General features: G+C 74.0%; 20 protein-coding genes and 1 pseudogene. 13 read left to right on the top strand and 8 right to left on the bottom strand.

What is annotated here, in order from left to right; translation table 11 throughout:
* Positions 1-6: 6 nt before the first annotated feature.
* A pseudogene (locus B1205_RS24465) lies at positions 7-1,213 on the top strand (beta-ketoacyl-[acyl-carrier-protein] synthase family protein).
* Positions 1,214-1,225: 12 nt separating this feature from the next.
* Here B1205_RS24465 and B1205_RS24460 read toward each other — a convergent pair.
* The 3 genes from B1205_RS24460 to B1205_RS24450 form a co-directional block, all read right to left on the bottom strand.
* Positions 1,226-2,539: a glycosyltransferase family 2 protein gene (locus B1205_RS24460; protein WP_089157768.1), complete on the bottom strand. Its 1,314-nt coding sequence runs from the start codon at positions 2,537-2,539 to the stop codon at positions 1,226-1,228.
* 11 nt (positions 2,540-2,550) lie between these two features.
* Entirely contained in the window at positions 2,551-2,832 is a 282-nt protein-coding gene (locus tag B1205_RS24455) for a phosphopantetheine-binding protein (RefSeq protein ID WP_089157741.1), read from the bottom strand.
* An 85-nt stretch (positions 2,833-2,917) separates the two neighbouring features.
* Positions 2,918-3,439: a 4'-phosphopantetheinyl transferase family protein gene (locus tag B1205_RS24450; protein WP_254910169.1), complete on the bottom strand. Its 522-nt coding sequence runs from the start codon at positions 3,437-3,439 to the stop codon at positions 2,918-2,920.
* A 234-nt stretch (positions 3,440-3,673) separates the two neighbouring features.
* On the opposite strand from B1205_RS24450, the gene B1205_RS24445 reads away from it, so the two are divergent.
* Positions 3,674-5,083, top strand: a complete 1,410-nt coding sequence (locus tag B1205_RS24445; RefSeq protein ID WP_089157740.1) for a condensation domain-containing protein — start codon at positions 3,674-3,676, stop codon at positions 5,081-5,083.
* Positions 5,084-5,116: 33 nt separating this feature from the next.
* Here the strand turns inward: B1205_RS24445 and B1205_RS24440 are convergent, their stop codons facing one another.
* Both B1205_RS24440 and B1205_RS24435 read right to left on the bottom strand, forming a co-directional pair.
* Positions 5,117-6,319: a cytochrome P450 gene (locus tag B1205_RS24440; protein WP_089157739.1), complete on the bottom strand. Its 1,203-nt coding sequence runs from the start codon at positions 6,317-6,319 to the stop codon at positions 5,117-5,119.
* A 16-nt stretch (positions 6,320-6,335) separates the two neighbouring features.
* Positions 6,336-7,505 (bottom strand): nucleotide disphospho-sugar-binding domain-containing protein, encoded by a 1,170-nt coding sequence (locus tag B1205_RS24435; RefSeq protein ID WP_089157738.1) that lies wholly within the window; start codon positions 7,503-7,505, stop codon positions 6,336-6,338.
* A 193-nt stretch (positions 7,506-7,698) separates the two neighbouring features.
* Between B1205_RS24435 and B1205_RS24430 the strand changes: the two genes are divergently transcribed.
* Positions 7,699-8,871, top strand: coding sequence for a cytochrome P450 (locus B1205_RS24430; RefSeq protein WP_089157767.1), 1,173 nt, complete (start codon positions 7,699-7,701; stop codon positions 8,869-8,871).
* Positions 8,872-8,878: 7 nt separating this feature from the next.
* Here B1205_RS24430 and B1205_RS24425 read toward each other — a convergent pair whose 3' ends face one another.
* Complete coding sequence (locus B1205_RS24425; RefSeq protein ID WP_089157737.1) at positions 8,879-9,742, bottom strand: TauD/TfdA dioxygenase family protein; 864 nt, start codon at positions 9,740-9,742, stop codon at positions 8,879-8,881.
* A gap of 137 nt (positions 9,743-9,879) precedes the next feature.
* Here B1205_RS24425 and B1205_RS24420 point away from each other — a divergent pair, with 137 nt between their 5' ends.
* From B1205_RS24420 to B1205_RS24395, 6 genes are all read left to right on the top strand, one after another.
* Positions 9,880-10,905: a methyltransferase gene (locus B1205_RS24420; protein WP_089157766.1), complete on the top strand. Its 1,026-nt coding sequence runs from the start codon at positions 9,880-9,882 to the stop codon at positions 10,903-10,905.
* Positions 10,906-11,128: 223 nt separating this feature from the next.
* On the top strand, positions 11,129-12,148 hold the full coding sequence (locus B1205_RS24415) for a polyprenyl synthetase family protein (RefSeq protein ID WP_089157736.1): 1,020 nt from the start codon (positions 11,129-11,131) through the stop codon (positions 12,146-12,148).
* Positions 12,145-13,173: a UbiA family prenyltransferase gene (locus B1205_RS24410; RefSeq protein ID WP_089157735.1), complete on the top strand. Its 1,029-nt coding sequence runs from the start codon at positions 12,145-12,147 to the stop codon at positions 13,171-13,173. Before B1205_RS24415 ends, B1205_RS24410 begins: the two co-directional genes overlap by 4 nt.
* Positions 13,170-14,867: a prenyltransferase/squalene oxidase repeat-containing protein gene (locus tag B1205_RS24405; RefSeq protein ID WP_089157734.1), complete on the top strand. Its 1,698-nt coding sequence runs from the start codon at positions 13,170-13,172 to the stop codon at positions 14,865-14,867. Before B1205_RS24410 ends, B1205_RS24405 begins: the two co-directional genes overlap by 4 nt.
* Positions 14,864-16,132 (top strand): FAD-dependent oxidoreductase, encoded by a 1,269-nt coding sequence (locus tag B1205_RS24400; protein WP_089157733.1) that lies wholly within the window; start codon positions 14,864-14,866, stop codon positions 16,130-16,132. The genes B1205_RS24405 and B1205_RS24400 overlap by 4 nt, the downstream gene beginning before the upstream one ends.
* A gap of 3 nt (positions 16,133-16,135) precedes the next feature.
* Positions 16,136-17,164, top strand: coding sequence for a histidinol-phosphate transaminase (locus tag B1205_RS24395; RefSeq protein ID WP_089157732.1), 1,029 nt, complete (start codon positions 16,136-16,138; stop codon positions 17,162-17,164).
* A gap of 519 nt (positions 17,165-17,683) precedes the next feature.
* Here the strand turns inward: B1205_RS24395 and B1205_RS24390 are convergent.
* On the bottom strand, positions 17,684-18,571 hold the full coding sequence (locus B1205_RS24390) for a 2-hydroxy-acid oxidase (RefSeq protein ID WP_254910168.1): 888 nt from the start codon (positions 18,569-18,571) through the stop codon (positions 17,684-17,686).
* A gap of 23 nt (positions 18,572-18,594) precedes the next feature.
* Complete coding sequence (locus tag B1205_RS24385) at positions 18,595-19,533, bottom strand: 3-oxoacyl-[acyl-carrier-protein] synthase III C-terminal domain-containing protein (RefSeq protein ID WP_089157731.1); 939 nt, start codon at positions 19,531-19,533, stop codon at positions 18,595-18,597.
* Positions 19,534-19,604: 71 nt separating this feature from the next.
* On the opposite strand from B1205_RS24385, the gene B1205_RS24380 reads away from it, so the two are divergent.
* The 4 genes from B1205_RS24380 (at position 19,605) to B1205_RS24365 (ending at position 24,413) form a co-directional block, all read left to right on the top strand.
* The gene (locus B1205_RS24380) at positions 19,605-20,816 is read left to right on the top strand and encodes a glycosyltransferase (protein ID WP_089157730.1); all 1,212 of its coding nucleotides are present in this window, start codon (positions 19,605-19,607) and stop codon (positions 20,814-20,816) included.
* Between the two features lie 89 nt (positions 20,817-20,905).
* Positions 20,906-21,883, top strand: coding sequence for an ATP-binding cassette domain-containing protein (locus B1205_RS24375; protein ID WP_089157729.1), 978 nt, complete (start codon positions 20,906-20,908; stop codon positions 21,881-21,883).
* A 2-nt stretch (positions 21,884-21,885) separates the two neighbouring features.
* The gene (locus tag B1205_RS24370) at positions 21,886-22,650 is read left to right on the top strand and encodes an ABC transporter permease (RefSeq protein ID WP_089157765.1); all 765 of its coding nucleotides are present in this window, start codon (positions 21,886-21,888) and stop codon (positions 22,648-22,650) included.
* Positions 22,651-22,763: 113 nt separating this feature from the next.
* Positions 22,764-24,413, top strand: a complete 1,650-nt coding sequence (locus tag B1205_RS24365; RefSeq protein ID WP_089157728.1) for a class I adenylate-forming enzyme family protein — start codon at positions 22,764-22,766, stop codon at positions 24,411-24,413.
* Positions 24,414-24,435: the final 22 nt, after the last annotated feature.

Here is a 24,435-nt window from a genome sequence, read left to right as displayed (position 1 = left end):
GCCGGCGTGCGCGAGAGTGTGACGGTCACCGGCATCGGGCTGGTGAGCCCGGTCGGCGCGACCGCCGCCGAGGTGTTCGACGCGGTCTGCGACGGCCGGTCCGGCCTCTCCCGACCGCCCGAGGGGCACCCGGTCCACGGTGTGGTCGAGGTCGCCGCGTTCAGCCCGGCGATCGACCCGGCCAGCGTGCTGCCCGGCCCGGAGTCCCGCGTCGTGGACCGGTCGATCGTGATGGCGTTGCGCGCCGCCGGGGACGCGCTCGCCGACGCCGGAATCCAGGTCGGCCGGGACGTCGACCCCTACCGGGTGGCCGTCATCGTCTCCGGCGTCGGCGGGCTGTCCACCCTGGCCGACCAGGTGCTCCGACGGGCCGACCGGGGCCGGTTCGGGGTCAGCCCCTACATGCTGCCCGGCGTGCTGCCGAACATGGGCGCGGCCCGCATCGCCATCGCGTTCGGCATCCACGGCTACACCTCGTCGATCGGCACGGCCTGCGCGGCCGGCGCGCAGTCCGTCGGGGAGGCGCTGCGCATCCTGCGCGCCGACGAGGCGGACGTGGTGCTGGCCGGGTGCGCCGAGGCGCCGCTGTTCCCGACGTTCGTCGACGCGTTCGGCAACGCCCGGGCGCTCGCCCACGGCTGGTCCGACCCGACCGCGGCGAGCCGGCCGTTCGACCGCCGCCGCAACGGTCTCGTCCTCGGCGAGGGCNCGCCGCGCGCGGCGGCACGCCGACGTGCTCGGCTGGGGCGCGACCAACGACGCGCACCACCCCACCACCCCCCGCCCGGACGGCGCCGGCGCGGCGCGGTGCATGCGGATGGCCGTCCGCGACGCCGGGCTGCACCCTGACGACATCGGGTACGTCAACGCGCACGGCACCAGCACCCGGGCCGGCGACGGCGCCGAGGTGGCCGCGCTCCGCGAGGTCTACGGGGGCGACTGCCCGCCGCTGAGTTCGACCAAGGGCGTGACCGGGCACATGCTCGGCGTCTCCGGCGTGATCGAGGCGGCCATCGGCGTCGAGGCGCTGCGGCGTGGCCTGCTGCCGCCCACGCACAACCTCGACGACCCGGACCCGGCGGCCGGCGACCTCGACCACATCCGCAAGCAGGCCCGCGCGACGCCGGTGGACGCGGTGCTGTCCAACTCGTTCGGCTTCGGCGGCCACAACGTCAGCCTGGTGCTGGGCCACCCGGGGTCGGAGCCCCGCTGACCCCGGGCGGGGTCAGCGGAGCGTGATCACCGTCGCGGTGTCGGACGTGGTGACCGTGGGCGCGAAGTGCGAACTCAGCATGTCGACCGCGTAGTCGACGTCCGCGAGCAGGGGCACCGGCAGCAGTGAGCGCGGGTCGAGCGTGGTCCGGCTGGCGACCAGCTCGATCCGGTCGGCCTTGAGCCGCCCCCGGGTCAGGATCGCCGGCAGGTCCTCCGGCAGCATGAACCGCCACAGGTCGACGTTGACGATCACATCCAGCGCGCCGGTCTTGAACTGCTGGAGCACGGTGCCCAGCAGGTGGGAGTTCGTCTCGCTCGGCGGCGCGTCGTGGTCGAAGGTGTGCGATCCGGCACCCAAATCCAGTGTGGACACGCCGTTGCCGACGACCAGGGCCCGGCTCGTGGCCAGCTCGTCGCGCAGCGCGGCCGGCAGCACCTCCGGCCGCCCCAGCCCACCCCGCCGGTACGCCTCGATCGCCTGGCCGTACATCCGGATGCGGCCCATGTACCGGCCGAACGTGTTGATCGCGTACAGCACCTCGACGTCGTAGCGCAGATGCTTGCGGAGCAGGTATTTCATGTTGTCCATCGAGGCGAGCCCGCTGGACGTCTTGCGGAAGTGCGGCAGATGGTACGACAACGCGTCGGGGTCGAGCCGGAACACCTCCGGCGACGCGCCGTGCAGGTGGAAGACCCGGTAGAAGAACTCCATGTCCTCGAAGCCCCACTTGACCATCGCCTCGTCGAAGCCGCCGACCCGCCGGAACGACTCGATGTCCAGCGACGCGTTGTGGGTCAGCCCGAGGACCCAGGGGGCGCTCGGGAAGTCGCGCATCCGCTGCGGGTGGGCGGTGTCCTCCAGCCGGGGGTCGCCGCGTTCGGCGTCCAGCATGGCCGGGGTCACCGGCTCACCGCGACGCACCGCGTCGGCGCCGGCCCAGTCCAGGTCGTACCGCTGGCCGAGCAGAACCCCGGGCCGGCCGGCGCGGCCGGCGTGGTAGTCCCGGTGACGCTCCAGCAGCAGCGGGTGCGGCACGGTGTCGGCGTCCAGGAACATGACCGTGTCGGCGCGGGCGTGTGCCGCCGCCGAGTTACGGTTCGCGCTGCGTCCCCGGTTCTGCTCGCTGCGCACGCAGGTGATGTTCAGCCGGTCGGCGTACTTCTCCACCACCGGGCCCAACGGGACCCGGGAGCCGTCGTCGCCGACGATGACCTCGAACTCGTCCCGGGGCAGGGTCTGCCGGGCGAGCGAGTGCAGGGTCACGTCGAGCGGGGCGGCGTTCTCGTGCGCGGGGATCACCACGCTCAGCTTCGGCCGGTCCATGGTCGTCACGCTCAGCGGGGGGTGGAGTGGTCGGTGATGTGGTCGGCCAGATCGGCGAGCGTGGCCATCTGGTCCTCGTCCAGATCCTCCACGTCGATCTGGATCTCCAGCTCGTCCTCCAGCGCCAGCAGCACCTCCAGCGCGAGCGAGGAACTGAGGCCGAGCTCGTCCATCAGCTGGGTCTGCTCGGTGATCGGCCCCTCCACCCGGAGCATGCGGGTCAGCAACGCCGTGAGGCTGACGACGACCTGCTCGCGCAGCGGCGAGGCGGTCGACGTGTCGTGTTCTAGCACCGGGGGTCCCGTGGACCGATCATGCGCTCCAGCATGGAGCCATCAGAGCAAAGCCATCGGCGGGTGTCAACGGGTGTCGCCGTCTTCACGGAGCGTGCGCCGACGGCGGTTCCGGCTCGGGCAGGCCGGTGCGCGACTGCACGGCGTACGGCGCGTCTCCGGCCAGGGCGACCGCCACCCGGAACGCGGCGGGGGTGGCCACGTCCGTCAGCCGGTGCACGCCCGCGGCATCGGCGCAGCGGACGACGTCGCCGCGGTGCACCGGCACCGCGAGGTTGGGCCAGAGCCGGCCGCCGGCAGCCTTCACCACCGCCTCCTTGCGGGCCCACAGCCGGGTGAACCGCGCGGCCCGCTCGCCGAGGTCGGTGCCGGCGGCGACGTGCCGCGCCTCCTCGGGATGGAAGAACCGCCGGGCCAGCGGCACCGGGTCGCGCCCCGGCGACGGGTGCTGGATGTCGACACCGACCGCGCGCCCCTCACTGACCGCGACCGCGACGAGGTCGCCGGAGTACGACAGGCTCGTCTGGAGCCCGGCCCACCGGCCGGTCAGCGCCGGCTTGCCGTGCCGGCCCCGGTGCCAGGTCAGCTCCTGCGGCGCGACGCCCACCGTGGCGCCGGCGGCCAGNCGTGCGCGACCGTGAACCGGTCGCGCAGCGCCGCGACGCGCAGCCGCGCGCCGCGGGCCCGCTCGGCCTCGTCGAGCATCGCCCCGCAGCGGGCCAGCACGTCCGGCGCCACCGTGACCGGAACGACCCAGATCCGGACGGTGTCCCTCATGGACGGAAGCGTATCGGCCGTTCGACGCGTTGACACGCGCCGATGCCGTTGCTCTGATTGACCGATGTTCGGGCAGAGCACCCTGACGCAGGTTCCCGTCCCGTTCGCCGGGCCGGGAGCCGGGACCGCGCCGCTGACCTGGGGCCAGAAGGCGATCATGCAGGACATGCGGGAAACCGGGTGGACGCACAACGTCAGCGGCTTCAACCCGCTGCCGGCGGGTGCCACGGTCGAGCAGGTCGCGGCGGAGCTGGCCGGACTGATGACGCGGCACCCGGCCCTGCGGATGCGGCTCGGCACCGACGACCGGGGCGGCCCGTGCCAGGTCGTGTCCGCCGCCGGCGAGACCACCCTCGACGTGGTGGACGTCCCCGACGACGCCGACCCGGCCGACGTGGCGAAGTACGCGTACGAGCTGAGTCACACCCGCCTGCTGACCCACTACGACCTCCACCGGGACTGGTCGGTGCGGATGGCGGTGATCCGGCACCGGAGCGCCCTGGTGCACCGGGTGCTGACCTTCGACCACCTGGTCGTGGACGGCACCTCGACGTTCCTGCTGCTGGCCGAACTCGGCGTGGTCGACCTGGGACCCCGCCGCGCCCCGGATCCGCGCACCGTCCAACTCCTCGACCTCGGGCGGCGGGAGCAGACGCCGCCGCTGCGTCGGGTCAGCGATCTGGCCGTACGCCACTGGGAGTCGCACCTGCGGACCGTTCCGCCGCTGACGTTCGGTGAACCCGTCCCCGGCGGCGGCCGGCAGGGCCGGCGGTTCTGGCACGGCCGGTTCAGCTCGCCGGCGGCGTACCTGGCGGTGCGGGCCATCGCGCGGCGGACCCGGACGGACACGTCGCGCGTGCTGCTCGCGGTCATCGCCGTCGCGATCGGTCGGGCCACCGGGATCAGCCCGCTCACCGCGAAGCTCATCGTGGGCAACCGGTTCCGGCCCGGCCTGGCCGAGGCCATCGCCCCGCTCAGCCAGAACGGCGTGCTCACCGTGGACACCGCCGACACCACCGTGGACGAGGTGGTCACCCGCGCCCGCCGGGCCTCGATGGCCACCGCGAAGTACGCCTACTACGACCCGGTGCAGCTCGGGGAGCTGGAGGCCCGGCTGGACACGGAACGCGGTTACCCGGCCCGGGTGACCTGCCGGATCAACGACCGGCGGGTGACGACCCGGACGACGGCCGACGACGGGGTACGGGGCGAGCAGGTGACCGCGGAGGCGATCCGGAGCAGGGCGGCCGAGACATTCCTGGTCTGGGACGGCACCCTGGACCACCTCCCCGAACAGGCGTTCATCACCGTCGAGGACCACCCGGACACGGTCTTCCTCCAGGTGATCTTCGACTTCGCCTCCTTCACCGAGGAGCAGGTGGAACGCCTGTTGCGCGGCGTGGAGGAGGTGGCCGTGGAGGCGGCGTTCGACGCCGACGCGCCTACCCGGGTCACCGCCGGGGCGACCGGCTGACCGGTCGCCCGCCGTCCACCGCCCGTCGGTCGGTCACCGGTCGTCCCAGGTCACCGGCAGCGACTCCAGGCTGCGCACCACCAGTCCGGGCTTGAACCTGAGCTCCGCCTCGTCGACCGCGAGCCGGAGCCCGGGCAGCCGGCGCAGCAGGGCGCCCAGCGCCTCCTGCAACTCCATCCGCGCCAGCGCCGCGCCCAGGCAGTGGTGCGGACCGGCGCCGAACGCCAGGTGCGGGTTGTGCGCGCGGCCCAGGTCGAGCGTGTCCGCGCCGTCGAACACCGTCGCGTCCCGGTTGGCCGAGGCGATCGCCGGCAGCACCGGGGTGCCGGCCGGCAGGCACACCCCGCCCAGCTCCACCTCCTCGGTGGTCACCCGGGGCAGCAGCACCCCGTTGTCGCCGAGCTGGATGAAGCGGGACAGCTCCTCGACCGCCCGGGCGACCGCGACCGGGTCGTCCCCGCGCAGGCCGGCGAGCTGCTCCGGGTGCCGCGCGAGCACCAGCAGGAACAGGTTGAGCTGGTTGGTGGTGGTCTCGTGCCCGCCCACGAAGATGCCGGCGGTGACCGAGACGAGTTCCTGCTCGGTGAGGTCCTCGTGCTCGTCCCAGGCGGCGATGAGCGCGCTCATCAGGTCGTCGCCGGGCCGCTGCCGGCGCTCGGCGATCATCTCGCCGAAGGCGTCGAGCGCGGCCCGTGGGCCCGCCGGGTCGGCGTCCCAGTCGCCGACCAGCGCGTCGGACCATTCCCGTACCCGCTGCTGGTCCTGCTCGGGAATGCCGAACAGCTTGCTGATCACGTAGATCGGCAGGGGAGCGGAGACGTGCGTGATCAGGTCGGCCGGCCGGCCGGCCGCCTCCATCCGGTCGATCATGTCGTCGACCAGCGCCGCCACCGTGGGGCGCAGCGCCTCCACCCGGCGGACGGTGAACGCGTGCGAGACCGCCCGGCGCATCGTGGTGTGCCGGGGTGGGTCCATCCCGATCAGCGAGTCCTCCGCGAGCGAGCCGAGTTCCCGGGTCGGGCGGTTCGGGCCGGCCGCGGCGGCCCGGCTGAACCGCTGGTCGGTGAAGACCCGCCGGACGTCGGCGTGCCGGGTGGCCAGGTAGGCCGACATCCCGTCCGGCAGCTCGACGCGGGCCACCGGGCAGCTCTCGCGCAGCCGCGTGTAGTCCGGCGAGGGGTGGTAGATCGTCGGAGCCGGCGCGAGCGGGTACGGAATGGGGGACTGCTGCGTCATCTGCGACTCCTCGTGGTCAGGTGCGGGTGCCTCGGGTCAGGGCGGCCAGTGCCGGCACCACCTCGGCGGGGCTGGGCATCGCGTGGACCCGGTCCCGCATCACCGCGGCGGCGGCCCGCCACCGGCCGTCGTCGACCAGCGCGCCGACCGTGTCGCGCAGCACGGAGCCGTCGGCCGTCGCGGGTGTCAACCAGGTGCCCGCGCCGGTGGCCGCCAGCCGTTCGCCGTTGAAGTGCTGGTCGCTGACCCGAGGCAGGATGAGCTGCGGCACCCCGTGGCAGAGCGCGGTCATCGTGGTGCCGGCGCCGCCCTGCTGCACGATCGCGGCACACGTCGGCAGCACCAGACGCATCGCCAGGGGCGCGTCGGCCAGCCGGACGTTCGGCGGCAGCGGTCCCAGCCCCTCCCGCTGGCGGGGCTCGACCACCACGGCGACCTCCACGTCCAGTTCGGCCACCGAGCGGATCACCCGGGCCAGGTCCGCCCGGTCGTCCAGCCCGACGCCGGCCATCATGGTGCCGGCCGTGACGCACACCCGCGGCCGGCTCGCCGGACGGTGCAGCCAGCGCGGCACCACCGCCGTGCCGTTGTACGGCACGAACCGCACCGGCTGGTCGGCGCGGGTCGACGGGACCTGCATCGGCGGCGGCACCGGATCGAGCGTGAGCGTGCCGTGCAACGCCACGTCCCCGGCGGAGAGCCCGAAGCGGGCGGCGAGCGGCCCGATCACCGACTCCGGATCCAGCCGGAGCGTGACCGAGGAGTCCGGGCCCCACAGGTTCAGCACGCCGGGCACGTCCAACGCGGCGGCGGCCACCGGGGCGGCCAGGTTGAACGGCTCCCAGACCATCAGGTCCGGTCGCCAGGCCCGACCGAAGGCGACCAGCTCGTCGAGGAGGGCGTCGGCGAACCGGACCACCCCACCGTCGGCGGTGATCGCCGGCTCCAGGGCGTCCGGCGAACCGGTGTCGGCGCCGTCCAGCGCGCCCACCGCGCCGATCCGCCCCGCGAACGCGGTGGCGAAGTCGACGTCGTCGCCGAGCGGCACGGCCGCCAGCCCGGCCGAGGTGATCGCCGTGACCATGGACGGATGGCTGGCTACCCGCACCTCGTGGCCGGCCGCCTGGAGCGCCCACCCGAGCGGGACCAGGCTGTAGAAATGCGACCGCCAACCCCACGTCGACATCAGAATTCGCAAAGGCGCAGTCACATCCGACCAATCCGCGCGTGACGGCAGTCCTGGCGCACCGATGCTAGGCGATGGACGTCCGTACGGGGAAGGTCGTCGACGTCGCGAATGGATATTGACGGCGGGCTAACGGATGCTGGAGTCTTACCCGGTGCCCGACCGGGGCCGCGACCAGCAGGTGGTAGGCGTCATGACTGTCAATTCCGGGCTGCGACCCTATCCGTTCGAGCCGTTCACCGGTGACCTGCCGGCGGAGCTGCTGGAGATGGTCGTCGCCGACCCGGTCAGCCGGGTGCGGCTGCCGGACGGGCGCGCGGCCTGGCTGGTGCTCGCCTACGAGGACTGCTGCACGGTCCTGGCCGACCCCCGCTTCTCCCGACTGCCGCTGGGCGCGACCTCGACGCCGGACGGGGTCGGCCCGCGTGAGCTGAACATGGACGGCCCGGCGCACGCGACGGTGCGCCGGGTGGCGAGTCGGGCGTTCACCGCGCGACGCATCGAGTCGTTCCGGCCCCGGGTGCAACGGCTGGTGGACGGGCTCGTCGACGAGATGCTCGCCGGCCCCCGTCCGGCCGACGTGGTCGCCGGCCTGGTGGCGCCGCTGCCCGTGTTCGTGGTCTGCGACGTGCTCGGGGTGCCGGCCGCCGACCGTCCCCGCTTCTACGGCTGGATCGAGGGCCTGAACTCGGTGACCGCGTACGGCTCCGCGGACGCCGCCAGCGCCCAGGCGGAGCTGCGGGCGTACCTGGCCGGGCAGTTGGCGCGCAAGCGGGCGGAGCCCGGCGACGACCTGCTCTCGGCGTGGGTGCACGGGCAGGGCGCGCACGAACTCGTGGACGCCGAACTGGTGGAGCTGGCCATGGGGGTGCTGCTCGGCGGGTTGGAGATCAATTCCACCAGCGCGGGCCTGCGCGCGTTGTTCCAGCACCCGGAGCAGTTGGCGAAGCTGCGCGCGGCGCCGGAGAAGGTCGGCGCGGCGACCGACGAGATCCTGCGCTACACGGCGGTCAGCAGCATGTTCCGGGTCCAGGTGGTCCGGGAGGACCTGGTCCTCGGTGGTGTCGCGATGCGGGCCGGGGAGTGCGTGATGGCGATTCCGTGGGTCGGCAACCGCGATCCGCGCTTCTTCCCCGACCCCAACGTGTTCGACATCGACCGGACGCCGGGCGTGCCCCACCTGACGTTCGGCTTCGGCCCGCACTTCTGCCTGGGCACCGCGCTGGGCCGGATGCAGGTGGAGTTGTCCCTCGACGCGCTGCTGACCCGGATGCCGGCGCTGGCGCCCGCGGTGCCGCTCGACGAGATCCCGTGGCGGCACGACCGGATGAACGGCGGCATCGCTTCGTTCCCGGTCACCTGGTGACCGTCGCTCAGTAGCTCTCCACCGCGTTCACCCGGTCCGGCCAGTACCGCTCGCCCGGCGCCGGGGCGTAGTGCGGCCAGCGGGGCGCGTCCCCGGTCGGGTGGTCGCCGAGCACGGTGATGCGCTGCCCGCGCCGCAGGCCGTCGTAGTCGTTGACCGCGTAGTGCTGGGTGACCCGGTTGTCCCACACCGCCACGTCCCCGGCCTGCCAGCGGTAGCGGCAGGTGAACTGCGGGCTCTCGGAGAAGCCGAACAGGTATTCCAGCAGCGCGTCGCTCTCGTTGCGGGTGAGCTGCGGGATGTGCGAGGTGAAGAGCCGGTTGACGTAGAGCGAGCGGCGCCCGGTCTCGGGGTGCACGCGCACCACCGGGTGTTCCGCGCGGCTGGTGAACTCGGTGCCGATCCGGATGACGTGGATCGCGGTCAGCCCGTCGAGCAGGTCCCGCAGGGGCGCGGAGAGCGCCTCGTAGACCCGGTACTGGTTGGTCCACATCGTGTCGCCGCCGACCTCCGGCAGCTCGATCAGGTGCAGCACGGAGGCGATCGGCGGGCTCTGGTGGAAGGTCATGTCGGTGTGCCAGACGTCGACCTTGCCGCCGTCGGTGGAGTCGATCACGACGATCTCCGGGTGCCCCTCCAACCGGGGCAGGTAGGGGTGCAGCTCGACCTCGCCGAAGCGGCGGCCGAAGGCGACGTGCGCCTGCGGCGTCAGCCCGGTCTGGCCGGCGAGGAAGACCACCTGGTGCTCCAGCAGGAGCCGGTGGATCAGCGCGAAGCCCTCGTCGGTCAGGGTGTTCAGGTCGATGCCGCGGACCTGGGCGCCCAGGGCGCCCGAGACGAGTCGGACCTCGGCGGCGATGGAAGTGGTCATCGATGGTCCCTCCGGTCTGCGCGCCACGATCGTCCGCGTATTCTTCCATGTCCGTGAATGTCGTCACCAGCGCCGTCGTTGACCCGGCCGTCACGGAGTTGGGATCATTCGAGTCCTGTCGAGTGGGGGAGGAACCCGTGGTGATCGATGCCCCGACCGAGGCTGACGCGGCGGAACGGCTGGACCGGCTCACCGACCTGGCGACGCCGTTCGCCGTCCGCACGGTGGTGACCCTGCGGGTGCCGGACCGGATCGCGGCCGGCGTCACCCGCCTGGACGAGCTGGCCGAGGCGTGCGACGCCGACGCCGCCGCGCTGGGCCGCCTGCTGCGCTACCTGAGTCACCGGGGCGTGTTCGTCGAGGAGCCGCCGGACGTCTTCGAGCTGACCGACGTCGGCGAGCTGCTCTGCGACCGGGACGGCGGCGGTCACGGCGCCCACCTGGATCTCGGCGGCCTCGGCGCCCGGATGGACCGGGCCTGGGCCGGGCTGCCGCACGCGATCCGCACCGGCGGGCCCGGCTACGGCGCGGTGCACGGGCACGACTTCTGGGCCGACCTGGACCGCCACCCGGACGACCGGGCCTACTTCGACGCGCTGATGCTCAGCCAGCAGCGGTTCACCGCGCCGCAGGTCGCGTCGCTCTACCCGTGGCACGAGGTGGGGCACGTCGTCGACGTCGGCGGCGGCTCCGGCGGCCTGCTGCGGGAGGTGTTGGGCGCACACCGGCACCTGCGGGGCACCCTCGTCGACCGCAACGAGCCGGTGGCGACCGCGGCCCGCACGTTCGCCGAACACGGCCTCGCCGACCGGACCGAGGTCGTGGTGGGGGACTTCTTCGCCCCGCTGCCCGCCGGCGCCGACGTCTACGTGGTCTCCCGCGCGTTGACCGACTGGAGCGACGCGCACGCCACGACGATCCTGCGCCGGTGCGCCGAGGCGGCCGGGGACACCGGCCGGGTGCTGGTGGTCGAGGTGCTGCCGACCGTGCCGCACGTACCGCACCTGTCCTCGTACGACCTGCAGATGCTGGTGCTGGTCGGTGGCCGCGAGCGCGGGGTGACCGAGCACGCCGCCCTGGCCGCCGCCGCGGGGCTGACGCCGCGGCGCACGTACCACGGCGAGGACGGCCTGACCCTGATGGAGTTCGGGGCCGGCGGCTGAGCGCGTCCGTGCCGTCCCGTGCGCCCGATCATTGATGTATATGACTGGTCGTGAGTGGATGGCTGGTTTTCTCTGCGCATTGTCCAATTTGCCGAAGAACCTCGTCCCCGCATTCGCCTCGACCCATGCCCGCGCGCATTTATCAATGGTTGTTCGCGGGAGGGTCGACCGGTAACGTCTCGCGTGGCGACCAGCCGAGCCTTCGCGAAAGGGTCGACGCGTCATGACGGTTACTGGTTTCACGCGATATCCGGCCTTCATCGACGACCTCGCCCGCAGCGAATCGGGTCGGTTGTTGAGCGCCGAACTCGGCCGGCGGTGGCCGGAGACGAGTGACGAACTCTGCACCATCGTCCGCTACGCGCTGATGCCGTCCGGCAAGATGCTGCGGCCGATGATGACGCTGCACGCGGCGGAGGCGGTGGGCGGTGATCCCCGCGACGTGCTCGCCGCCGCGCTCGGCACGGAATACCTGCACGTCGCGACGCTCGTGCACGACGACATCATCGACGCCGACACGCTGCGCCGAGGCAAACCGTCGGTCCCGGTCGCGTTCGGGATCCCGAACGCGATCGTCGCCGGCGACCACCTCATCTTCCACGCGTTCCAGGCCATGGTGGACGGCGGCGCGGCGGTCCCGCCCGCCCAGGTCGTGGCCGCCGTCACCGCGCTCGCCCAGGCGGGCCAGGACCTGTGCCGGGGGCAGGTGCTGGAGGCCCAGCTCGTCGGCGACCTGGACGCGGGCGCGCGGTGGTACCCGGAGATGATCCGTCTCAAGACCGGGTCCCTGTTCCGCGCCGTGTGCCAGATCGGCGCCCTGCTCGGCGGCGCGGACCCGGACGTGGCGTCCGCCCTGGCCCGCTACGGCGAGCACCTCGGCACGGCGTTCCAGATCCGCGACGACCTGCTGTCCTACCTCGCCACCCCGGAGCAGACCGGCAAACCGGCGACCAGCGACCTCAACAACGGCCGGCCGACCCTGCCGCTGCTGCTGGCCTACGACGCGGCCACCGACACGTCCCGGGTGGAACTCCTGGCGGTGCTGCACCGGCGCGGCGCCGGCCCGGGCGACGTCGAGTGGGTCACCGCGCTGCTGCACGAGGTCGACGCGGTGGAGAGCGCCCGCCGGCAGATGGTGGCGCACGCCGAGCGCGCCCTCGCCGAGTTGGCCGTGCTCGCCCCCTCTCCGAGCACGAACGTGCTCGCCGGCATCGCGGCCTGGATGACGAGCGAGATGGCGTGAGCACCGCCGGCGCCCTGCGGGCGCACGTGGAGACCTGGCGGCCCTACACGCTCTGGTACGTCGGGCTCGTGGGCCTGGCCGGCGCGGCCGTGGTCGACGGCCCGCATCACCCGTGGCTGCTGCTGGCGGCCTGGGCGGCGCCCACCGCCGGCTGGCTCGGCGGCCACTACCTCGGCGACTGGTTCGACCGCGAGCTGGACGCCGGCAGCAAGCCACACCGGCCGATCCCGTCCCGCCGGCTGCGGGCGGAGACGGCGTGGCGCTGCGGCTGCGCCTGCTTCGCCGTGCTCGCGGTCCTGGCCGTGCTGGGTGGCTGGGGCACCACGACGGCGGCGCTGCTGGCGGCCGGCGGCATCGTCGCCTACAGCCGTTGGCTCAAGGCGCGCGGCATCGCCGGCAACCTGGTCCGGGGCGCGCTCGGCGCGGTCGCGCTGCTCTACGGCGCGCTCGCCGTCGGGCTCCCGCCGGGCCGGTCAACGGCGGTGCCCGTGCTGCTCGCGCTGACCGTCGCGTTCTGGTCGCACGACGCGATGTCGAACCTCGTCGGGACGCTGCGCGACATCGACGGCGACCGGGCCGGCGGGTACGAGACGCTGCCGGTGCGCCGGGGCGTACCGTTCGCGGTCCGGACCGTGGTGGTGCTCTACGCCGTCACCATCGGCGCCGCCCTCGTCGCCGGCCTGCTGGCCGACCGCGGCGCCCGGCTCACCTACCTGGCCACGCTGCTGGTCGTGCTGGTGCTCGGCGTCGCCGCGCTGGCCCCGCTGGTGGCGCAGCGCGCCGGCATGCCCGTCGTGGTCGCGTTGCGCGCCCACTCCGTCCTGGTCGTGGAGCGGGTCGTGCTGGCCTCCGCCGTCGTCGGGCTCGGCCTGGGCGTGGGCGTGCAGCTCGCGCTGGCCCTGCCGATGGTCGCCCTGACCTGGTGGGCGCAGCGGGGCATGCGCGCCGGGCACGAACTCGGCCCGGCGACCGCCGGCCTGGCGCTCGCCACCCCCCGACCGGTTCCCCTGGAGGACGCGCCATGACCGCTGTGCACGACGAGGCCGTCGGGAAGGCGGTCACCGCCGGCGCCGAGGCGCTGCTGCGCCGGCAACGTCCCGACGGTGTCTTCGGCGACGACCCGCCGGCGTCGGTGCTCGGCACCGCGGGCGCGGTGGCCGCGTTGCACGCCGCCGACCCGGTGGGCAGCGCCGACCTCGTCGAGGCCGGCGCCGGGTGGCTGCGCCGGCAGCAGCACGACGACGGCGGCTGGGGCGGGGTGGTGGGCGCTCAGAGCGAGGTCGTGCCCACCGCCGTCGCGGTCGCCGCGCTCGCGATGAGCGCGCCGGCGGCCAGCGCCGAGACGATCGCGGCCGGCCGCGCCCGGCTGGCCGCCATGGGCGGCGTCGACACGGTCACCGACCGGGCCATCTCCCTGCTCTGCCGCCAACTCCTCACCATGGCCGGGATGACCGCCGAGGCCGGCCCGCTGCGCCGGTTGCCCCTGGAGATCGTCCTGTTCGACCGGGTACGCCGACAGCGCCTGTCGTTCCGCACCGCGCCCTTCGTCGGCCTCGCCCTGATGCAGGCCGACCTGCTGCCGACCGGCCGGCTGCGCCGCGCCACGCTGCGCCGGGCGCGCCCGGTGGCGGTGGGTCTGCTGCGCGCGATCTTCGACCACGAGGGCCGTACTGGCGCGCTGAGCGAGGACCCGTGGCCCGCCGCGCTGGTGCTGCTCGGCCTGGCCCGCAGCGGGGAGGCGCCGGACATCGCCGAGGCGGTCATCGGGTGGCTGCGGCGGGCGGTCCGCCCGGACGGCGCCTGGGACGCGGTGACGAACCTGGACCTCACCCGCTCCGGGTACGCGGTGACCGGCCTGATCGCGGCCGGATACGCCGCTGACCCGCGTCTGCGGGCCACCCGCGACGTCTTCCACGCCACCCAGAAGACGGCGGCGTTCGAGGTGCTGGACGTGCCGCCGGGCGGATGGAGCTACTCCAACCTGGGCGGCTGGCCGGTGACGCTGGAGTCGGCCGAGATCCTGTCCGCGCTCGCCGGCCTTCCCGACGCCGACACGGACCCGGTCCTGCGCACCGGCCTGGCGTGGCTCGTCGACCGGCAGGACAGCCGCGGCTCGTGGAGCCTGTGGGTACGCGACACCAAGCTCGCCAACGACGGCCCCTGCCCGGCCATCACCAGCCAGGCGATCCTCGCCCTGCACGACGCCGGACACCCGCACGACCACCCGGCGGTCGCGCGGGCGGCGGCCTGGCTGCTGACCCGGGCGGCGCCCGACGGCACGTTCGAGAACCTCTGGTACCGCGACCACACCTCCGGCACCGCCGTGGTGGTGGGCGCGCTGTCGCGCGTCGGCCACGCCCGGCACGAGGTGGTCCGCCGCGCGGTGCGGTGGCTGTGCGACACCCAACTGCCGGACGGGTCGTGGGGGCCGGGCGACGGGAGCGCCGGGTCGGTCGAGGAGACGGCCTGGGCCGTACAGGGCCTGCTGGCCACCGGCGACGCCGAGGTCACCGGCGCGGTCGACCGGGGCGTCGCCTGGCTGCTGGCCGCCGCCGGGCCGGACGGCGTCTGGCCGGCGACCCGGGTGTGCAACTACATCCGCCACCACATGCGCTACCCGAACGCGGTGATCACCCAGGCGGTCGCGTTGCGGGCGCTCGGCGACTACCGCCGGGCCGCCGCCGGGCGTGACGTCGCCCCCGGGGCGGTGGCCCGATGAGCCCCGACGTCGTGGTGGTGGGCGCCGGCGCGGGCGGTCTGGCCAGCGCGCGGGCCCTCGGCGCGCTCGGGCTGCGGGTGCGGGTGCTCGACCGGCAGCGCGCTCCCGCGTCGATCGCCAAGGGCGAGATCCTCCAACCCGAGACGGTACGCATCCTCGACGGCTGGGGCGTCCTCGACGCCCTGCGGGCCACCGGCGCGCGGCCCGTCGGGCGGCTGGCCATCCGCGACGCGTACGGCCGGCCGTTGCTCTGCCTGGACTACGCCGGCCTGCCCGGCGCGTACCGGCAGATCCTCTGCGCCGACTACGGTGACCTGCGCGGCGTGCTCGCCGACGGGCTGCCCGCCACGGTGGAGGTCCGGTGGGGTAGCCGGGTGACCGGCGTGGTGCGCGGCGACGACGGGCGGGTGACCGGCGTGCGGGTCGCCGACGGCGGGTCCGAGCAGGAGGTCCGCGCGTCGCTGGTGGTCGCGGCGGACGGCATGTCCTCGCCGCTGCGCCGGGCGGTCGGCGTCACGGTCGAGCGCCGCGAGTACCCGCACGGCCTGGTGGCCTTCGACGTGGCCGACGCCGAGGTGGCCGACGAGGTGTCGGCCTACCGGACCGACCGGGGCCTGTGCCTGGTCTACCCGTTGCCCGGTGGCCGGTGCCGCCTCTACGTCCAGGTGACGCCGGACGAGTTCCGGGGCCGGGTCGACCTGACCGCGTGGTGCGACCGGCTGCTCGCCGACGTGCCGGCGGTGCGGCCGCTGGGTCCGGCGATCCGGGCGAGCCTGCACCGTCGCCAGCTCCTCGCGGTCTACCGGCTGCGGACGGACCGCCTGACCGTGCCGGGCCTCGCGCTGGTCGGCGAGGCGGCGCACGCGGTGCACCCGATGGCGGCGCAGGGCGTGAACAGCTCCCTCGGCGACGCCGAGGTGCTGGCCGCGACGCTCGCCGCCGAGGGCGACACGGCGGAGCCGGCGGTGGTGGACCGGGCGCTGCGGGCGTTCGAGGCGGCGCGTCGGCCCCGCCTCGACCACGTCGCGACCGTCAGCCACAACGCCTCCCGCATGATCACCAGCGTGTCGGGCCTGCCGAGGCTGCTGGGCGGGCGGATGATGCGCAGCACCGCCGCCAACCCCCGCCTGCTGGGGCTCACCGCCGGGAACCTCTCCGGCACGAACGTCCGGCCCCTGTCCCTGGTCGACCGGCTGTACCAGTTCGGGCTGCTCACCGACCGGCACGCCCACGTACCGTCCCCGCCGGCCCCGGCGGAGAAGTGAGCGATGATGACCCCTGCCACCGCCGTGGACACGCACCCGCCGGCCGACCTGTCGATGAACGAGACGCCGTACCCGCCGCTGCCCGGCGTCCGGCGGATCGTCGCCGACGGCGCGGCGGCCCTCCAGCGGTACCCGGACCGCACCTCGTCGGCCCTGGTGGCCGCGCTGTCGGCGCGGCTCGACGTGGGACCGGAGGCGATCCTGGTGGGCCCCGGGTCCGCCGGGCTGTGCCAGCACCTCGTGCAGTCGCTCGGGCCCCGACCGGAGGTCGTGCACGCGGCGCTGTCGTTCGAGGGCTACCCGCTGATCATCCGGAACGCGGGCGCCCGCGCGGTGCCGGTGCCGTTGCGCGGGTACGACCACGACCTGCCGGCGATGGCGGACGCGGTGACCGAGCGGACCCGGTGCGTGCTGCTGTGCAACCCCAACAACCCGACCGGAGCGGTGCTGCGTCGCGCCGAGGTCGAGGCGTTCCTCGACCGGGTGCCGGCCGACGTGCCGGTCATCGTGGACGAGGCGTACCGGGAGTTCGTCACCGACCCGGACGTGCCCGACGGCATGGACCTCTACCGGGCGTACGACAACGTCTGTGTCCTGCGGACGTTCTCGAAGGCGTACGGCCTGGCCGCCCTGCGGGTCGGGTACGCCGTGGTGCCGCCCCGGCTGACCCAGGCGGCGGCGCTGACCGGCGCGGTGTTCTTCCCGAACGCCCTCGCCCAGGCGGCGGCGGTGGCGAGCCTGACGCCGGAGGTGACCACGGAGCTGACCCGGCGGTGCGCCGACCTGGTGGCGTCGCGGGCCCGCCTGGTCGACGCGCTGCGCGACCTCGGGCTCACCGTGGCACCCAGCGAGGCGAACTTCGTCTGGCTGCCGCTGGGGGAGCGGGCGGCGGCGTTCGCCGAGCGGGCCCGGGCGGCCGGGATCCTGGTGATGGCGCTGCCGGGTGCCGGCGTCCGGATCACGGTCGGCTCCGACGAGGCGAACGACCGGCTCTGCGCCTTCGTCCGTGCCGCGCTCACCGACGGCTTCTGAGTCCTTCGAGCCCCGAGGTGCCGCTCGGCACCTCGCCCACATCGGTACCCTCCGCCAGCCACCAGACGCAGACCCCCCGACGCGTCCCACGGCACCCGCGGCCCCGCATGCCGCGATGCCCACGTACCCGCACGCCGCGTCCCCGTGTCCACATGCCCGCCTGCGCGTGTCCGCGTGCCCATCGTGCCCGGGGTGCCCGAGTGCCCGGGGTGCCCGCGTGCCCGCGTGCCGGGCTGCCGCGTGCCCGGTGCGTAATGCGCGCGTGTTGGGCCGGCGTATTCAACTCGGTCCGAGCGATATACCCCCTAGTCATAATTATGACTAGGGGGTATACGTGTCGCACCACTTCCAATCAGAGGACCGCATCACGCAGAGTTATCTGATGCGTCGTCTGTAACCCCTCGCCGTGCATCGTCCGCCGCATCCTTCGAGCCCATGACGCCCCGCCTCGAGCGGGCCGATCGGCGATCATGAAGTCAGCGGCGAGAAGTGAGGCGAGGACCCGGGCTAACCTCATGATCAATGACGGAGGAGCGGCCGAAGGTCGGCCGAACCAGCCCCGAGGCGGGGACGACGAACAGCCCTGACCAGGCACAGGTAGCGCAGGTCCGGCTCGTAGTCGGCGGCCACCACCGCCCGGGGCCGGTCCGGGCCGTCGCCGAGCTGGTCCAGCAGGGTCCACCACAGGCCGGTGGTCGGCTGTCCCGGCGGCACCACCGTCAGCGGAGCGCCGGCGGGCGTGGGCCGGGCCGGGGCGAGGCCCGCGCCGAGCACCACCGCCACGTCCGGCTGCCCGGCCCCCAGCTCGCGCAGCTCGGTCGCGGCCAGGGCGGCGACGTCGGCCGGGTCGACGTCCGCGTGCTGCCGGACCGCGGTCACCCGGGCGCCGCCGTCGGGCGGCGCGTCGCCGTAGAGCATCGCCACGGCCCGGTGCCGCTCCGGCGCGGCCACCCCCGCGGCGTACGGCAGGACGGACTGCTCGACGGTGAGCAGCAGGGCCCGCCGGCACCCGGCCGACGCCGCGTGGTCGCGGGCGATCCGCAGCGCGGTGAACGGCGCCGCCGAGCCCTGGTCGCAGAGCGCGAAGGACATCGGCGTGCCGGGGCAGACGTGACTGAGGTACGCCGCGGTGGCCCGGCCGGGCAGCATGTCGTGCACGGCGAACGCCAGCACGAGCAGGTCGACCGGTTCGTCCGCGCCGACGAGTTCCCGGATCAGCTCGGCGGCCATCTCCCCGTAGGACTGGCCCCGCGCCGCCGCCGACGGGTCGAACCGCAGGCCGTACGGGCGGGTCAGGTCCGTCAGGTACTCGCCGGCCCGGTCGCGCAGCACGGGATCGTCGAGCAGCGCGGCCGGGCCGTCGAACTCCCGGCGTGCGGCCCGGATCAGGTGCAGCCCGGTCGCCATCGTGGTCTCCTCCGTCGCGCCGGTCAGTGCTCGAACACCATGGCGGCGAACGTGGCCCCGTCCCCGGCGCCGACCGCCGCGACGAGGTAGCGGTCACCGGGGGCCAACAGGTCGCGGTCGCGGGCGGTGCGGTAGTTGGCGAACGCGTCCGCACAGAAGACGTGGCCGGTCTCGGTGATGTTCTCCAGCAGCACCCGGTCGAGCGGGAGCCCGATCAGCTTGCACAGCCGCTTCCAGGTCATCAGGTTGACGTTGTGCGGCAGCACCAGCCGCAGGTCCGCCAGCGTGGTGCCGGCCTCGGCCAGCGCCCGGTCGATCACCGCCGCCAGCGCGGGCCGGTACTCGCGCTGGAACCGGGCCGGGGACTCGCCACCGGCGACGTCGAACTCGCCCCGCTGCGCGCAGGCGTAGGAGAGCAGCCGGTCCCGCGGGCCGTGGGCGCTGACCAGGCAGGCCGACGCCCCCTCGCTGAACACCGAGGTCTCCGGGATGAACTGGGCGTCGCGGGTGAATGCCTTCTCGCCGGTCAGGATCAGGGCGAGCGGTTCGTGGCCGGGCCGGTGCGGTTCGGCGGCCAGCAGCCGGCCGGCCACGTCGATCGCGGTCAGCGCGCTCGCGCAGGACTGCTGCGTCACGGTGAACGCGAGCGCGTGGCCCAGGCCGAGCGCGCGGCAGACGTCGTGCAGGGGATTGACCGGGTACGGCGCGACCACCGGGAACGCCCGGGCGTACAGGACGAACCGCACCCGGTGCTCCCGGCCGCGCAGCGCGGTGAGCCCGGTGGCCGCGTGTCGCAGCAGGTCGGTCAGGGACAGCTCGGGGTCGCGGCGCACCTCGGTCAGCCCGTGGAACCGGCGGAACAGCCGGACCTGCATCTCGCTCAGGCGCAGCGCGCCGGCCAGGCTCTCGATCGGCACGCGGCGGCGCGGCAGGAACACCGAGACGGCGTCGATCGCCGTCATCCGCACACCGTCACGGAAAGGATCACACCAACGACGCCGGTGGATGTCAACGCGCGTGGCATCATATCGACGTGGCCCGCTTCCTGTTCGTCGTGCTGCCGTTGGCCTCCCACCTGAACGCCCCGCTCGCCATCGCGCAGGCGCTCCAGGCCGCCGGGCACGAGGTGGCCTGGTGCGGGCCCCGCAGCGACCTGCGTCCGCTGATCGGCCCGGACGCGACGCTCTACCCGACGGGCAAGCGCCACTACCGGCGCGACGGCGAGTCCGGGACCGGCTCGGTGCGCACCCTCTGGGAGGGGCACCTGCTGCCGGTCAACCGCTTCATCCGCGACACCGTCGACCGGGCGGTCGCGGACCACCGGCCCGACGTGGTCGTGGTGGACCAGTACGCGATGGCCGGCGCGCTGGCGGCGCACCGGCACGGGGTGCCGTGGGCGACCTTCTGCGTCGGCATGCTGGAGCTGACCCCGCCGGTCGAGGAGATGCCCGGGTTCGCCGACTGGGTACGGGCGCAGGTGGCGCGGATCTGGGCGCTGACGGACCTGCCTGTCGACGAGACGATCGACCTGCGCTTCTCGCCGTACCTGGTGATCGGTCTGACCACCGCGGAGCTGACCGGCCCGGCGGCGCTGCCGCCGCGGTGCGTGCTGACCGGGCCGGCGCTGGGCCGGCGTCCGCACGCGCCCGGCTTCGCCTGGGACGCCTGGGATCCGGCCCGCCGGCATGTGCTGGTGACCGTCGGGACCATGGCCGACCACCTGGCGGGTGACTTCTACCGGCGGGTGACGGCCGCGACCGCGCCGTTGGCCGACCGGGTGCAGGTGGTCCTCGTCGCCCCGCCGGACCTGGTGCCCGACCCGCCCGCGCATGTGCTGGTCGCGCCGCGGGTGCCGGTGCTGGAGCTGATGCCGAGGTTGGACGCCGTGGTGTCGCACGGCGGGCTGGGCACGGTCACCGAGGCGCTGGCCCACGGGGTGCCGGTGGTGGTCGCGCCGATCCGGCACGACCAGCCGGCCGTGGCGCGGCAGGTGACCCGCGCCGGGGCCGGGGTCGAGGTCTCCTTCCACGCGTCGACCCCGGCCGAGTTGACCGCAGCGGTGAGCGCGGTGCTCGACGACCCGGCGTACCGGGCGGCGGCGCGTCGCGTGGGTGACTCGTTCGCCGCGGCCGGCGGCGCCGGTGCGGCCGCCGCGCACCTCGCCGCGCTGGCCGACGCGTCGGCCGAACGGCCGGGCCGGACCGAAACACATCGACCGTTGTCCAACGCCCCCGCGCCGCACTAGCCTGACCTGACGCACCCGCGTGTGCGCCGTCCTGAAGGGACGGTGCCGATGCGGGCCGGCCCGGCGTCGCCGCCGCACGAGGAGGCTCGATGATCGAGGCCACCGGCCTTCGCAAGTCCTTCCGGGTGGGTCGCGGTCGCGGCGCCACCACGGTGGAGGCGGTACGCGGCGTCGACTTCGCGGTGCGGCGCGGCGAGATCGTCGGCTTCCTCGGCCCCAACGGCGCGGGCAAGTCCACCACGCTGCGGATGCTGGCCACGCTGATCCAGCCCAGCGGGGGAGAGGCGACGATCGCGGGCGTCGACCTGCTGCGCTCGCCCGCGCAGGTGCGGCGGCGGATCGGGTTCGTGGCCCAGGCCAGCGGCACCTACGACGACTCCACCGCGCGCCGCGATCTGGTGCTCCAGGCCCGCATGCACGGCCGGTCGAAGAGCGTGGCGCAGGACCTCGCCGTGGCGGCCATCCGGGCGTTCCAACTCGACGACTTCGCCGACCGCAAGATCAAGACCTACTCCGGTGGGCAGCGTCGGCGGCTCGACGTCGCGCTCGGGGTCATCCACTCGCCGCAGGTCATGTTCCTGGACGAGCCCACCGCCGGGCTCGACCCACCCAGCCGGGTCCGGATGTGGCAGGAGGTGCGGCGGCTGCGCGAGGAGGGCATGACGATCTTCCTCACCACGCACTACCTGGACGAGGCGGACAGCCTGTGCGACCGGGTGTCCATCATCGACGGCGGACGGATCGTGGCCGAGGGCACCCCGTCGGACCTCAAACGGGAGATCTCCGGCGACGTGGTCACGGTCGAGTTCGCCGCCACCGACCTCGCCGACGGCAGCGGCGACGACCTGCCGGCCGCGTCGAAGCTGCTCGCCGAGGCGCCCTACGTGCACGCGGCGGAGCCGGTCGACGGCGCCCTGCGGCTCTACGTCGACAGCGCCGCCACGGCCATCCCGCAGATCATGCGGGCGCTGTACGACCGGGGCATCGAGCCCGGCGCGATCGAGACCCGCCGGCCCAGCCTCGACGACGTGTTCCTGGCCAAGACCGGCCGATCGCTGGAGGAATGACCGTGAAAATCGTCCGTGACACCTGGCTGATCTTCCAGCAGGAGGCCGGGCTGATGGTGCGCAACCCGGTGATGGTCGCGTTCAGCCTGGCCCAGCCGATCACCTACCTGATCCTCTTCGCCCCGTTCCTCAAGGTGGTGATGGTCGACCGGGGCGCCTCCTCCTACGCCGACGCCTACCGCATCTACGTGCCCGGCCTGTTCGTGGCCATGGGCCTGTTCGGCGGGCTGTTCGCCGGCTACGGGCTGCTCAGCGCGCTGCGCGCGGGCATCATCGACCGGTGCCGGGTGACGCCGGTGAGCCGCACCGGCCTGCTGCTGGGCCGCGCGCTGATGCACGTGAGCCTCAACGTGACGCAGGCGGTCATCGTCACGCTCGTGGCGCTGCCGTTCGGCCTGCGGGTGCACCTGGCCAACCTGCTGATCTCGTACGCGCTGCTGGGTGTGATGGTGCTGCTGAGCACCTCCCTCTCGTACGACATCGCGCTGCTGGTGCGCAACGAGAACAGCCTCGGCGTGCTGGTGAACACGGTGGGCCAACCGATCTCGCTGCTCGCCGGCGTGCTCATCCCCCTGGTCCTGGCGCCGATGTGGATTCAGCGGGCCGCGCGCTGGAACCCGTTCGCCTGGGCCACCGACGGCATGCGGGCGCTGTTCGCCGGCCAGATCACCCAGAACGTGGTCTGGCAGGGCGCGCTGATCATGATCGGGCTGGCCGCCGCCAGTCTCTTCTGGTCGTCGCACCTGTTCGGCCGCGAGGTTTCCTGACCCCCGGTACATCGACCATTGTCTCGCCGTGACCGGCGCTCTAGCCTGATCGTGTCCCAGCGCGGTCGCCGGAGCGCGGCGGCGGTGAGCGTGTCACATGAGGAGGCGACTCGTTGGGTGCCGACAACTTCCGGGCCACCCTGGCGGCCGACCAGGAACTGGGCGCGGGCAACGTGCTGCTCCGGCTGGCCGAGCACGGGGCCGACCCGGAGATGCCCCGGGTGACCTTCGACGTCGACGTCGACGGGATCCCCGCCTGGACGCCGCTGTCGCTGGCCACCCTCACCGAGCGGGTCGCCGCCCGGGCGGCCTGGTTCCGCGGCCGGGGCGTCGGCCGGCGTGACCCGGTCGCGGTCTACGTGACCTCCGCGCCCGACGTGTTCCTCAACTTCCTGGCGCTCACCTGGCTGGGCGCGATCCCCGCGCTGATGAACGGCAACATGCCGGTCGAGCTGGCGGCCGAGTTCATCCGGCGGCTGCGCGGCGTCGGTGTCGTCGTCGACGCCGACCACGCCGCGCTGCGTGAGCACGACCTCGGCGTGGAGATCCTCGGCGACGCCGCGGAGACCGGCACCGGCGACCCCGCGCAGGCGCCCCCGCACTACCGGCACCACCCCGAGGACCCGGTCGTCATCACCCACTCCTCGGGCACCACCCGGGTGCCGGCGGCCATCGTCCACTCCCACCATGGCCTGTTCGCCGCGGTGCGCGCCGTGCGGCTCACCGAGTCCCGCCCGTACGGCGAGGTGCGGGAGCTGTCCGCCCTCCCGGCCGCGCACACCGCCGGGATCATCACGCTCAACCAGGCGCTCTGCAACGGCTACCAACTGCTCTGCCTGTCCGCGCAGGGCGGCCCGTTCGCGCGCAGCGCCGAGACGATCCTGGACGCCATCGAACGCTGGCGTCCCACCGGCGTCTTCGGCTTCGCGGTGACCTGGTCCGAGCTGGCCCGCGTCGACCTCACCACCCGTGACCTCAGCTCGGTGCGCAACTGGTTCAACACCGGCGACTGCGCCCACGAGTCGCACGTCCGCCGGCTGGTCGCCGTCGGCAGCCACCCCACCTGGACCCGCGACGGCCTGGTCGACGCGCCCGGCTCGAAGTTCGTCGACATGCTCGGCTCCACCGAGATGGGGCACGGCGCGTTCCGGATCACCCACCGGCTCGGCAGCGACCACTACGACCGCTGCGTCGGCAAGCCGTACCCCTTCGCCGAGATCGCCCTGCTCGACGTGTCCACCGGCGAGGAGGTTCCCGAGGGGCAGGTCGGGCACGTCGGCCTCAAGTCGCCGACGCTGGCGATCGGATACTGGAACGACTCGGTCACCACCTACCGCACCCGGCTGAACGGGTACTACCTCACCGGTGACCTGATGTACCGCGACGCCGACGGCAACTACCACCACGTCGACCGGGCCAGCGACGCGGTCGACCTGGGCGGCGGCAACTGGCTCTACACGGCGCTGTCCGAGGAACGCATCCTGAAGCACTGCCCGGACGTGCGGGACTGCACCGTGGTGGCGACCGCCGAGGGCGGCACCACCGTCACCGACGTGCTGCTCCTGCTCGCCGACGACGCCGACGCCGCGCTGGACCGCACCGACCGGGTCCGCGCGGCGCTCGGACCGGCGGTGGCCGCGACGCTGCGCCGGGTGGTGACCGTGCCCGACGACGGCGTGGTGATGGGCCCCACCGGCAAGGTCCGCAAGTTCCTGATGCGCCAGCGCCTGCTGGCCGACGCCGGAGCGCCGGCCGCGGGCTGAGCCGGCGTCCGCGTCGGAAGCG

Source organism: Micromonospora sp. NBS 11-29 (assembly GCF_002140155.1).
Lineage (GTDB): Bacteria > Actinomycetota > Actinomycetes > Mycobacteriales > Micromonosporaceae > Micromonospora.
The sequence above is the reverse complement of the archived record's forward strand: the minus strand, read 5'-3'. Positions and strand labels throughout refer to the sequence as shown.